Source organism: Streptomyces sp. NPDC088116 (genome assembly GCF_044741745.1).
GTDB lineage: Bacteria > Actinomycetota > Actinomycetes > Streptomycetales > Streptomycetaceae > Streptomyces.
Genome location: NZ_JBIUTF010000004.1, coordinates 1 through 13,438, shown reverse-complemented (window position 1 = coordinate 13,438; position 13,438 = coordinate 1). Strand labels below are relative to the sequence as shown.

The following is a 13,438-nucleotide window of genomic DNA, read 5'->3' as shown; positions in this document are numbered from 1 at the left end:
GGCCGTGCTGCTGGAACGCGAACCCGAGCTGACCGTGGTGCGCAAGGCCGTACTGGAGGTCGAGTCCGGCCAGGGCGCGCTGCTGCTGATCGACGGCCAGCCGGGCACGGGTACCACGGCGCTGCTGCGTGAACTCGTGGCGACCGGCGAGGAGACCGGCGCGCGCGTGCTGCGCTGCGGCGGGGCGCGGAGCGAGCGACGCCTCCCGCTCGGTGTCGTGCGCCAGCTCGTACTGCCCCTGCTCGCCTCGGAAAAGGACCTGATCCCCGCCGCCTCGCGGGAGATGCTCGCCCCGGTGTCCGGCGGGGCCGGTCTCGACCCCGGCGAGGACATCGGCATCGACATGCTCGTATCGGTCCTGCACGGACTGCACACGGCGCTGGCCGAACTCGCCGCGACGCGCACCGTGCTGCTCGTTGTCGACGACCTCCACCGCGTCGACGAGGCATCGCTGCGCGCGCTGGCCTTCCTGGCGGCCCGGCTGGACGGCATGCGGCTGCTCATCGGGGCGGTACTCCAGGAGGGAACGGGTACCCGGAGTCCTATGATCCGGGAAATCGAGTGCGTGGCCACTCGGCGTCTGCACGCGCGGGCACTGTCCGCCGAGGCGACGGCGACGCTGGTCACGACCCGGTTCGGCGACACCTGCGCACCCGAGTTCGCGGACGCCTGCCACGAACTCACCGGCGGCAGGCCGAAGGAACTGCGCGTCCTGCTCGACCGCGCCCTGGCGCAGCGGCTGCGCGGCCGGGCGGCGGAGGTGCCACGGATCCGCGCCCTCGGTGGCACGTTCCGGCGCGAACGGTTGCTCTTCCTGCTGCGCCGCGACCCTGCCGCCGACACCTTCGCGAAAGCGGTGGTGGTGCTGGCCGATCATGCCACCGAGGATCTGGTCGCGCGGCTGAGTGGACTGAGCCGCGACGAGTGTGCCGCCGCGCGGGCGGTACTGCGGCAGGCCGGTCTGCTGAGCGGTACCGGCAGGCCCGAGGCGTGCGACCCCACGATGGCCCGTGTCATCGAGGAATCCCTGAGCGCGGAGGAGAGTTCGCGGCTGTACCGCGCCGCCGCCGTACTGCTGGAGGAGAGCGGGGCCGCCCCGGAGGCGATCGCCGCCCAGCTGCTGCACGTCGACAGGTTGCGCGACTGCTGGGAGATCGATCAGCTCAGAGCGGCCGCGGTGGCGGCGCGCAGACGTGGCGCGTGGGGGGTGGCCGTGCGTTATCTGCGCCGGGCCCTCCAGGACCTGCCGGCCGAGGGCCGTGAACGGGCCGATGTGCTGGTGGAGTTGGCCGCCGTGGAACTGGTGACCTTGCCGGACTCGGCCGTCCGGCACCTCGCGCAGGCCGCACGCCTGATGCCGGACCACCGCAGCCGTGCCGAGGTGCTGTCCTGGGCCCCGCTGCACATGACGGGCGGCGGCCCACTCGCCGGCCTCATCCACGACGTCTTCGGCCGCTTCGGTGAAGTCGCCGCGCCGCACGGGTACGACCGGGACATGGCCCTGAGGCTGGAGGCCCGCTCGCGCTTCGCGCGGTTCGAGGACCCCGACGCACTGACGTCGGCGATGAAGCGGCTCGCGGAACTCGGCGGGGGCGCCGCCCCGGTCGGCTGGGAAGGCTGCGCCGAGCGGGAACTGCGTGTGGTGCTGCTTCAGTCCGCGGCACTCACCGGCCGGCTCGGCAGCGTCGAGGTCGTACGGATGGCCCGCAAGCTCCTCGACCACGAGCCGACCAACAGTGACCAGATGAGCGCGTCGTTGCAGATGCTGCCGTGGATACTGCTCGCCGCCGACGCGGGTGACGCGGTCTCGTCCTGGCTCGACGCCGCACTCACCCATGTCCGGCGGCAGGGAAAGCCTGAGCTCACCGCGGTGGTCGAGGCGCAGCGGAGCGTGGTGCTGCTCGGCCGCGGGCATGTCGCCAAGGCGCGGGAATGCGCGCTGCTCGGCTTCACGCTGGCCGAACGGGACCGGCCCGAGACGAAACGGATGGCCTCGATCGCGCTCGGCACGGTCGCCCTCGAACTCCAGGACTTCTCGCTGATCAACCGGGTTCTGGCGGCGATTGGTCCCGGCACCGACCTGGCGGCGGTCGGCTCGGGCACCGACCTGTCGACGGTCATGCTGCGGCGGAATCTTCGGGGGGACCTGGCCGCGGCACGTGGCGATCTGCCCGCGGCACTGGCGCAGTTCCTGGACTGCGGCCGGCTGCTGGACCGGGCCGGGTGGCGCAACCCGGCGACGTCGCGGTGGCTGGTGTCGGCGGCGCTGCTCCACCACCGGTTGGGCGAGGCCGTCGAGGCGATCGAGTTGAGCGAGGAGCTTCACCGGCGGGCACTGGCCTGGGGCGCGCCGACCATGCTCGGCCGCGCGCTGCGGGTCAGGGGAATGGTGACCGACGGGCCACGCGGCGTGGAGTCACTGCGGCAGGCGGCCGAGGTGCTGCGGGACGTGGACAGCCGGCAGGAGTTTTCGCGGACCCTGATCGTTCTCGGGAAGCGTGTGCAGAAGGAGACTCCGGTGGAGGGCGACCGGCTGCTCGCCCGAGGCCGTCGGCTGGCCCGGCAGTTGCGTACGTCCGCTCCGGGGGAGTGGGCCGGAGGCCTGGTCAGGGCGGTGACGCCGGCGTCGGCCGCGGTCGCCAGGTCGGTACTGACCAGCGCCGAGGCCACCGTTGCCGAACTCGCCGCGCGTGGTCGCAGCAATCAGGAGATCGCGGGCGAGCTGGACATCACCAGACGTGCGGTGGAAAAGCACCTTACCGGTTGTTATCGAAAACTCGACGTCGGCGGCCGTGCGGAGCTTGCCGAGGCGCTTGGAGTTCACCATCGCGGTGAATGACCGACATGCGCGGGAATAGTTTTTTACATTTCTTTCCCGAACCGCGGTCCGCCGGTTGAGCGTGGCCCCGACGGGGACTCCGTAATCCTTTTCGTGATGTTGGAACGTGTGAGGTCATGTTGGATCTTACGCGGGGTTACGTCTGCGTGGTTGCGACGTTAACTTTTTGGGTCCCCCGCGCCAGAAACCGTAAAGCCCCAGGTCAGACAGTCCGCACCGTACCGAACCGCGCTGTACCGAACCGTTGAGTGCGGGCACCGCAGACTTAAGCGGATTGAGTTCCCGAGCGACTTCCTGCCCTTGACATGTGTTTTGGCATTCATAGACTACTGAGTAAGAAAACAAAATTTCACATCGGGGGCGGAATTCGCTATCGGATCGTCAACTCAAGCGGACTTGAGAGAAATGGTCGACTATCCCGTGAGTAACACTGGTCTCGTCTCTAAAGAGATTATCCCGACTCAGCTGCAGGACCGTTGCACGGAGCAGTATCGCGATATCTACTGGTCGCTCTTCGAGCAATCCGGTATATGCATGGCGAATCTGGACCTCGAACTGCGGGTGCTGGAAGCGAACCGTTTGTTCACCCAGCAGTTCGGGCGGACCTCCAACAACGTTCACGGACAGAACATCTGTGATTTTCTGCACCCCAGCGTGCAGGGCAAAGTGAAGAATGAGTTCATCCGTCTGACCGACGGCCAGAATCCGCGCTTCGCGGACCAGATCGTCGCGATGGGTGCCAAGGACTCGGTCTTCCTGGGTGAGATGACCGGCATAGCGGTGCGCGGGAGCGCCGGCCGGGTCGGCACCATCATGGTCCTGGTCAAGCCGGAGGCGTCGGAGACCGGCCCGCAGATGGTGGTCGGCCGCCGGAAGCTCTTCAGCCCCGTCCACGCGCGGATCCTCGAAGGCGTGGCCGCCGGCGAGTCGACGGTCCAGCTGGCGGCGAAGCTCTTCCTCAGCCGCGGTGGGGTCGAGTACCACGTGACCTCCCTGCTGCGGAAACTCAAGGTCACCAACAGGCCCGCGCTGATCTCGAAAGGCTATTCCATGGGCGTTTTCGCCGTCGGCCAGTGGCCGCCCCGGGTTCGCCCCGAATACGTGTCCTCGTAACTTCCGACGCCGAACGAGGTAACTTCCGACGCCGAACGAGCCGGTACACCGATCGAGTTGGTATGTGGAACGCGTCGATACCCGAACGGACCGGTACGTGGATGGGGCCGGTACGGGGAACGGGGCGGTACGTGGAACGGGGCGGTACGCGGATCGGGCCGGTACTCACAGAGCCGAACGAGGACAAGAGATTCGTGCTGATCGAACGCGCGCAGGAAATCGAGGCCATCCAGCGGGCGCTCGACCGTACCCGCCACGGGGAAGGTGCCCTGGTGGCCGTGTCGGGTCCCTTCGGATCCGGCAGGTCGGCGCTGCTGCGCGAACTGGGCGGCCGCACCCATCCGTCCGGGCCGGTCGTCCTCCGCGCGGGGGGCGCCCGCTCCGAGAGCGACATCCCGTTGGGGGTCGCCCGGCAATTGCTGCACGGTATGTGTCCGGCTGCGGACGCCGCCCCGGCGTCCGAGGCCACGGAGCGCGCGGACCACGTGGAGCGTACGGATCGTGCGGATCACGTGGATCGCCTGGGCCGTACGGATCGCCTGGATCGTGGCGAGGGACTGCGACTGCGGGACGTCGTGCTCGGCCTGGCCGCGACTCGGCCCCTGCTGATGCTCGTCGACGACCTGCGCTGGGCCGACGTACCCTCACTGCGCTGGCTCGCGCTGATCGGCGAGAAGGTGGCGGAGACACCGATCGTGATCGTGGTCGTGGCACCGCATCCGGCCGACCCGGCCGCCGCGTCCCCGCCGCTGCGAGACCTCCTCGCCCGTGTCACCGACCACGTGCCTCTCGGACCGCTGTCCCCGGACGGCATATCCGCCATGATCGCGCACTGCCTGGACAGCTCACACGGTGAACACGGTGGTCACGGTGAACTCGACGGCTTCCATGGCGGATTCGACGGTTCGCACGGTGAACCCGACGGCGCACACGGTGAACTCGTACGGGCCTGCGCCGAGGCCTGCGGCGGCAGGCCCTTGTTCCTCGCCGCCGTCCTGCGCGAAATCCGCCGTTCCCGGCGGCGCCCCTGGCCCGGGGAAGCCCGGACCGCGCGCCCCGCCTCCATCGGCGGCCACGCGGTCCGCGCCCTGGCCGAACTGGACCCGGCGGCCCACCGGATCGCCGTCGCGCTGGCCGTCCTCGGCCCACGTACCGACACCTCCCAACTGTTCACCCTCGCCGGGCTCTCCGCACCGGACGGCACCACCGCCCTGGCCGCGCTCGCCTCCGCGGGACTGCTCGCCGACGACCCGGCCCCGCACTTCGCCGACGACCCGGCCCCACGCTTTGCCCACGATGTCATCGGCACCGCCGTCGAGAACTCCCTCGACGCGGCGGCCGGAGCGCACTGGCACACCAAGGCCGCGCGCGCCCTGCACGCGGCGGGCGGACCTCCCGTGGACGTGGCGAGACACGTGCTGGCCGCGGGCAACCCACCCGACGACTGGGAGATCTGCGTCCTGCGCGCCGCGGCACGGACACACCTGGCGAACTCCAACCCCGCCCTGGCCAGGAAATACCTGTTACAGGCTCTGCTCGGCGTCGACCACCACGGACCGGATCGCGCCGAACTCCTCGTGGAACTCGCCGGAGCCGAGTGGACCATCGCCCCCGTCAGCGGTGTGCGGCACCTGGTCCACGCCCTGCCCGATCTGCCCACACCCGCCGACCGCGCCCGCCGGATCGCCCGCCTCCCCGTACTCGCCTGGGAGTCGCCACCCGGTGGGCTCGGCACCCAACTCTCCGATACGGCAAAGGCATTGGGGGACCCGGCACTGCTCGACGGCGAGAGCCGCGCATCCGCACTCGCCCTCGACGTACGCATGGACTTCGCGAACCTCGGCCGCATCCGTCCCTTCACCGAGACCGTCCGCGCCTTCCGCCGCGAGGGCCGGCACCTCGATCCTCGAACAGGTCCCGACCGGGACCGCGCCGCACTTCTCGCCTACGCGGGCATGCTCGCCGGAACGGACTCCGCCACCGTCGGCGAGCTGGCCCGCCGAGCCGTCCTCGCCGCACCCCCGGCCGTCGACGACCTGCACACCGCCCTCCCGCTCGCCGCGCGGGCGATGCTCGCCGCCGACCTGCTCGACGAGGCCGACGCCTGGCTCGCCGCCGTGACGGTCACGGCCCGCCTGTCCGGCGGTGAACGGGGCACCGACGCGCTGACCGCCGACGCCGAGCGCGCGTTCGCGCTGGTACGGCGCGGCCGGCACGCCGAAGCCGCGCTCCTGGCGGCCCGTACACTGCGACACGCCGACCCCGAACTCGCCTCCGTCACCGGACGCTGCTGCGAGGCACTGGCCCTGACCATCGCCAACGGCGGCTCGGCAGACATCGCGCACGGCCCGCTCGCCCAGTACCGGGCCCTGGACGACTCGCTGCTCGCCCCCTGGCTCGGGCACGCGGTCGACGGGGTGCTCGCCTCGCTGGCCGGCGACACCGCCGCCGCCCTTGAACACACACTCGAAGCCGGGCGCGAGCACGAACTCATGGGCTGGACGAACCCCGCCGTGCTGCCCTGGCGCTCCTGGGCGGCACGGTTCCAATACCGGCTCGGCAGGCCCGACCTCGCCCAGGACCTGATCGTGCGCGAGTACGAACAGGCGATGGCCTGGGGCGCCCCCAGTGTCGTCGGCCGCCTGCTGCGGGTCTGGGCCGGCATGACCGAGGGCGAGCCCGGCGTCGAGCTGGCGCTGCGCGCAGTGGAGGTGCTGGACGGTTCCGCCGACCGGCTGGAGACCGCGAAGGCGCATCTGCTGCTCGGGCTCAGGCTGTTCGCCGGGGACCGTACCGCCGCCGTCGAACGCAGCGCCGGCAACGAGCCGCGGTCGAAGACCAGCGACGCCGCGCACGGCCGCGTCCGGACCAACAGCGCCCTGGCCAGCTCCGCCGCCGCCCGGCTGACCCCCAGGGAGCGCCGGATCGCCGTCCTGGTGGCCGCCGGGCAGGGAAACCTGAGTATCGCCACGGAACTCGGAGTCAGCGTGCGAGCCGTGGAGAAGCACCTGACCAACGTCTACCGAAAGCTCGGTGTGACGGGCCGCACCCAGCTCTCCGAACTGGCCCTCCTCGCGGACTTGGCCGGCCGGGAGAACGAGAGCGATGTGGCCGTCTGACCAACCGTCGGGGGGCCGAACAACACACGGGCCGATCCGGGCACGGGCCACAACAGGCGCGATCTCACCGGGGCGGGCCGAAACAGCTGCGCGCCGAAGCCGACGTCCATACGGAACGGACCAACCAGGGACCGGAGTTCTAGGGATTTTCCCGTCAATGCCCCACGACACTCGATCCTCGGTCCGTGCTACCCAAGCGCGATTCGCTATGCCCCTGTTTCGCATCCGGGCCGTCGACCTGAGACGGCGCGGAGTGAACACCGCCCCGGCCACCGCTGTGGAGATGAGCTGAGATGGACAACGAACAGAGGCTCAGGGATTACCTCAAGCGGGCCACCGCTGATCTGCGGCAGAGCCGCCAGCGGGTGCGGGAACTTGAGGCCTCGGCCCAGGAGCCGATCGCCATCGTCGGTATGTCCTGCCGCTATCCGGGCGGAGTGGCCGGTCCGGAAGACCTCTGGCGCCTGGTCGCCGACGGCGAACACGGCATCGGGGACTTCCCCGCAGACCGGGGCTGGGACCCCGAATCGCTCGCCTCCTCGTCCACCACCGCCGGTGGTTTCCTCCACGACGCGACGGACTTCGACGCGGACTTCTTCGGCATCTCGCCACGTGAGGCCATCGCCATGGACCCGCAGCAGCGTGTGCTGCTGGAGTCGGCCTGGGAGGCCGTCGAACAGGCCGGTGTCGACCCCGCGTCCCTCCGGGGCAGCGAAACCGGTGTGTTCGTAGGGGCGATGGCCCAGGACTACCGGGTGGGCGGCGCCGAGGCGACCCATGGCTTCCAGCTCACCGGGAACTCCGGCAGTGTGCTCTCCGGCCGGATCGCCTACACCTTCGGCTTCACCGGCCCCGCGCTCACCATCGACACGGCCTGCTCGTCCTCCCTCGTCGCCCTGCACCTTGCCGAGCAGGCGCTGCGGGCCGGAGAATGCACACTCGCCCTGGCCGGCGGCGTGACCGTCATGTCCAGCCCGGCGACCTTCGTCGAGATGAGCCGCCAGGGCGGCCTGTCCGGCGACGGGATCTGCCGGTCCTTCGCCGAATCCGCCGACGGCACCGGCTGGGCCGAGGGCGTCGGCGTACTCGTCCTCGAACGTCTCTCGGACGCCCGGCACAACGGACACCCCGTCCTCGCGGTGGTGCGCGGAACCGCGGTCAACCAGGACGGCGCCTCCAACGGTCTGACCGCCCCGAACGGCCCGTCCCAGCAACAGGTCATCCAGCAGGCCCTGATCAACGCGCGGCTGTCCAGCGACCAGATCGACGCCGTCGAGGCCCACGGTACGGCCACCACTCTGGGCGATCCGGTCGAAGCGCAGGCGCTGCTGGCGACATACGGCCGCAACCGCGACGCGAACCGGCCGCTGCTGCTGGGCTCGGTCAAGTCGAACCTCAGTCACACCCAGGCGGCGGCAGGCGTCGCCGGCGTGATCAAGATGGTCATGGCGATGCGGCACGGCACCGTGCCGCGCACGCTGCACGTGGACGCCCCGTCCTCCCATGTGGACTGGTCCCAGGGCTCGGTGCGCCTGGCCACCGAGAACGCCGCCTGGCCGTCGACGGGTGAGCCGCGGCGGGCGGCCGTGTCGTCGTTCGGGATCAGCGGCACCAACGCACATGTGATCATCGAGCAGGCGACGGATCCCGAGCCGATCCGGCAGGCCGAGGCGGCGATGCCCGACGACGCGGAGAGCCCGGCGCCGGGACAGCCGCGAGAAACGGTCCGCGATCTGGTGCCCTCCAGCGTGCCCGTGTTGCTCTCCGGCCGTACGCCCGACGCCCTGCGCGCACAGGCCGCGCGCCTGCTGAACGCCGTGAACGCGAAGGCCTCGGCCGTTGGTACGGATTTGAGTGTCCTCGACACCGCCTACTCGCTCGCCACTTCCCGGTCGGCCTTCGAACACCGTGCCGCCTTCTCGGTCTCCGACGTCGACGAGATCATCACCGGTCTGACCGCGCTGTCCACGGGAGAGCAGACGTCGGGACTCGCCCAGGGCGCGATCGACGCGGCCCGCGGGGCGGACGGCGCGGGGGCGTTGGCGTTTCTGTTCAGTGGTCAGGGTGCTCAGCGGCTGGGTATGGGGCGGGAGTTGTACGGTCGGTTCCCGGTGTTCGCGGAGGCGCTGGACGCGGTCTTCGCGGAGCTGGAGCCGTTGGGCGGGGACAGGCTGCGTGGGGTGATCTGGGGTGAGGACCCGGAACTTCTCAGTGAGACCGGGTTTGCTCAGCCGGCGTTGTTCGCGGTGGAGGTGGCTCTGTTCCGGCTGCTGGAGTCCCTTGGTGTTGCTCCGGACTATGTGGGTGGGCATTCGATCGGTGAGGTGGCCGCTGCGCATGTCGCGGGTGTGCTGTCGCTTGCGGACGCGTGCCGTTTGGTGGTGGCTCGTGCGCAGTTGATGCAGGCGTTGCCGTCGGGTGGGGCGATGGTGGCTGTGCAGGGCGCGGAGGATGAGGTTCTGCCGCTGTTGTCCGATCGGGTGTCGATCGCCGCGGTCAACGGGCCTGCCTCGGTGGTGGTGTCCGGTGATGAGGGGGCGGTTCTGGAGGTCGCCGCTCGGCTGGGGGAGCTGGGTCGGAAGACGTCTCGGTTGCGGGTGTCGCATGCGTTCCATTCGGCGTTGATGGATGGGATGCTGGACGATTTCCGTGCTGTGGTGTCGGGGTTGGAGTTCCGTGCGCCGTCGATTCCGGTGGTGTCCAACCTGACGGGTGCTCTGGCCACGGCTGATGAGTTGTGTGTGCCTGAGTACTGGGTGCGGCATGTGCGGGAGACGGTGCGGTTCGCCGATGGTGTGCGGGCGTTGTCCGATGCGGGTGTTCGTACATTCCTGGAGTTGGGTCCGGATGGTGTGCTGTCGGCGTTGGTCCGGGAGTCGGTGTCGGACGAGGCCGTGGTCGTGGCCGTGCCCGTGCTGCGTAAGGACCGTGGCGAGGAGACGGCGGCCGTTTCGGCGCTTGCCCGCCTGCATGTGACGGGCGTGGCCGTGGACTGGCCGGCCTTCTTCGCGGGCACCGGAGCGCGACGCGTGGATCTGCCTACGTACGCCTTCCAGCGTCGGCGGTACTGGCCCGCCACCTTGGCCGCAGCAGGAGACATTCGAGCCGCGGGGTTGGCGTCGGCGGATCATCCTTTGTTGGGTGCGGCTGTGGCGTTGGCTGATTCGGATGGGGCGGTGTTCGCGGGTCGGTTGTCGTTGGGTTCGCACGGGTGGCTGGCTGATCACGTGGTGATGGGCCGGGTGTTGGTGCCGGGTACGGCGTTTGTGGAGTTGGCGATCCGTGCGGGTGATGAGGTCGGGTGTGGTCGGGTCGAGGAGTTGACGCTGGCGGCGCCGTTGGTTCTGTCCGAGCGGGATGCGGTGCGGATTCAGGTGTTTGTCGGGGCGCCTGATGTTTCCGGGCTTCGGTCGGTGAAGGTGTATTCGCGGTCGGATGGTTCCGAGGAGTTGCCGTGGAGTCTGCATGCGGTGGGTGTGCTGGCTCCGGCGGGGGATGAGCGTCCGGGAGCGCTGCCGGGAGTGACGTTTGACGCGTCGGTGTGGCCGCCGGCCGGGGCTGAGCCGGTCGATCTCGGCGACTTCTACGGGGCTCGGGCCGAGGCGGGGTTCGTGTACGGCCCGGTGTTCCAGGGGCTACGGGCGGCATGGCGACGCGGGGACGAGCTCTTCGCCGAGGTGGCCCTACCTGACGGCGTGGGCACGGAGGGCTTCGGGGTGCATCCCGCGTTGCTGGACGCCGTCCTGCACGCCGCCGCGGTCGCAGGCGGAGAGCCGGACGACGGTCTGCCTTTTGCCTGGGAGGGCGTGTCTCTGCACGCGTCGGGGGCGACGGCCGTACGTGCGCGGCTTTCGTACGGTGAGCGGGGTGGGGTGTCGATCGCGGTTGTGGACGTGGTGGGTCGTCCGGTGGCGTCGGTCGAGTTGTTGGTCACGCGTCCGTTCGCGGTTGATCAGCTCGGGGGCGGTCAGGTTCTGGGGCGGGATTCGCTGTTCCGGGTGGAGTGGGTTCCGGTGTCCGGGGCGGGGGATGTCGCGGGGTTGGCGGGGTCCGGTGTTGCGGTGGTCGGGCCGGGTGAGGCGTTGGCGGAAGCGTTGCGGGAGGCGGGTGTTGAGGCTCGGGTCTGGGCGGATCTGGGTGGGTTGGCTGCGGGTGAGGAGCCGGTGGCCGGTGTGGTGCTGGCGGTGGTTTCGGGGGATTCGTCGGCGGCCGGTGGCGTGGTGGATGCGGCGCATGGTGTGGCGTCGCGGGTTTTGGGATTGGTGCAGGGGTGGTTGGCGGGGGAGCGGTTTGCCGGTTCCCGGTTGGTTGTGGTGGTGCGTGGTGACGTTGAGGGGCCTGTCGCTGGTGTGGTGCGTGGGCTGTTGAGGTCGGCGCAGTCGGAGCATCCGGGGCGGTTCGGTCTGCTGGAGTTGGAGAGCGGGGACTGCTCGGGTTCGGTGCTGTGGGAGGCGTTGGCTGTCGGGGAGTCTGAGATGGCTGTCCGTGAGGGGCGGCTTGTGGCTCCTCGGTTGGCCCGGGTTTCGGTGCCCGATGTGGTGGGGCCGGTGTGGGGCGGTTCTGGGACGGTTCTGGTTACGGGTGGTACGGGTGGTTTGGGTGCGGTGGTGGCCCGGCATCTGGTGGTTGAGCATGGTGTGCGGGATCTGTTGTTGGTGTCCCGGCGGGGGCTGGATGCTCCGGGGGCACGGGAGTTGGTGGCTGAGCTTGGCGAGCTGGGCGCTGATGCCGGTGTGGTGGCGTGTGATGTGGCCGACCGTGAGGCGTTGGCTGGGGTTTTCGCTGAGTATGACGTTTCGGCTGTGGTGCATGCGGCGGGTGTGTTGGATGACGGTCTTGTCGGGTCGTTGACGCCGGAGCGGTTGGATGGTGTGTTGCGTCCGAAGGTGGATGCGGGTTGGTATTTGCATGAGTTGACGCGGGATGCTGGCCTGTCGGCGTTTGTGGTGTTTTCGTCGGCTGCGGGTACGTTGGGCAGTGTTGGTCAGGCGAATTATGCGGCGGCGAATGGGTTCCTTGACGCGTTGGTGGAGTTCCGGCGTGGGCTGGGTTTGCCGGGTGTGTCGTTGGCGTGGGGTCCGTGGGAGCAGGCGGACGGCATGCTCGGCGAGTTGTCGACGGTCGAGCGTGAGCGCATGTCGCGCGCTGGTATGCCGCCACTGTCGGTCGAGCAGGGGACAGCTCTGTTCGACGCGGCCATCGGCGCAGATGAGCCGGTGGTACTGCCCGCGCGCTTGGACCTCGCAGCCTTCCGCTCCGGCTCTGGTGATGAGGTGCCTCCACTCCTGCGCGGTCTGGTGCGGGCCCGCCGTACGGTCGGCCCGGCCGGTGCGAACGGTCTCGTGCGGCGACTGGCGGGGCTCGACGAGGTCGAGCAGCGTGAGGTTCTGCTCGACCTGGTACGTAGCCAGGTCGCCTTGGTGCTCGGCCACCAGGGCGCGACTGCGGTGGATGCGAATAGGACGTTCCGAGACCTGGGCTTCGACTCACTGACTGCGGTGGAGTTGCGGAACGGACTGGGCACGGCGACGGGGCTGCGGCTTCCGGCGACGCTGGTGTTCGACTACCCGACTGTTCAGGTGCTCGCCGATCACCTGTTGGACCAGGTGCTGGGCGCCGGGGCCGCTGCACCTGTGCCGGTGGCTGTGTTGCCGCCGGTGGCGGACGATCCGGTGGTGATTGTGGGGATGGCGTGCCGGTATCCGGGTGGGGTGTCGTCTCCTGATCAGTTGTGGGATCTGGTGTCCGGCGGGGTGGATGCCGTCTCGGAGGTTCCCGCTGAGCGTGGTTGGGATCTGGAGTTGTCGACGCGTGCGGGTGGGTTCCTGCACGATGCTGCGGAGTTTGATCCTGAGTTCTTCGGGATGAGTCCGCGTGAGGCGTTGGCGACGGATGCGCAGCAGCGCCTGTTGCTGGAGACGGTGTGGGAGGCCGTCGAGCGTTCGGGTATCGACCCGGTGTCGTTGCGGGGAAGCCAGACCGGTGTTTTCGCCGGTGTGATGTACGGCGATTACGGGACGTTGTTGTCGGGGCGCGAGTTCGACGGGCTGCGGGGCAGCGGCAGTGCGCCGAGTGTGGCGTCGGGTCGGGTGGCGTACACGTTGGGCCTGGAGGGTCCGACGGTCACGATTGATACGGCGTGTTCGTCGTCGCTGGTGGCGATGCACTTGGCGGCGCAGGCACTGCGTGCGGGTGAGTGCTCTCTCGCCTTGGCCGGCGGTGTGACGGTGATGTCGACTCCGACGACCTTTGTGGAGTTCGATCGTCAGGGTGGGTTGTCGGCTGATGGCCGGTGCAAGGCGTTTTCGGATGCGGCTGATGGTGTGGGCTGGGGTGAGGGCGTGGGGATGCTCTTGCTGGAGCGGTT

4 protein-coding genes are annotated in these 13,438 nt (G+C 69.6%); all 4 read left to right on the top strand.

The genetic code is table 11. From position 1 onward, the window contains the following. Positions 1–4: 4 nt before the first annotated feature. Positions 5–2,839, top strand: coding sequence for an AAA family ATPase (locus ACIOJD_RS17075; RefSeq protein WP_401913965.1), 2,835 nt, complete (start codon positions 5–7; stop codon positions 2,837–2,839). 405 nt (positions 2,840–3,244) lie between these two features. Further along, a complete protein-coding gene (locus ACIOJD_RS17070) occupies positions 3,245–3,952 on the top strand; it encodes a LuxR C-terminal-related transcriptional regulator (RefSeq protein WP_401913963.1) in 708 nt (235 codons plus the stop codon). Positions 3,953–4,146: 194 nt separating this feature from the next. Then, positions 4,147–7,071, top strand: coding sequence for an AAA family ATPase (locus ACIOJD_RS17065; protein ID WP_401913960.1), 2,925 nt, complete (start codon positions 4,147–4,149; stop codon positions 7,069–7,071). Positions 7,072–7,364: 293 nt separating this feature from the next. Then, the coding region (locus tag ACIOJD_RS17060; protein ID WP_401913958.1) for a type I polyketide synthase at positions 7,365–13,438 on the top strand (6,074 nt) is incomplete at its 3' end.

Coding starts and splice junctions, on each gene's coding strand:
- ACIOJD_RS17070 (WP_401913963.1), top strand. CDS start 3,245: ATGGTCGACTATCCCGTGAGTAACACTGGTCTCGTCTCTAAAGAGATT.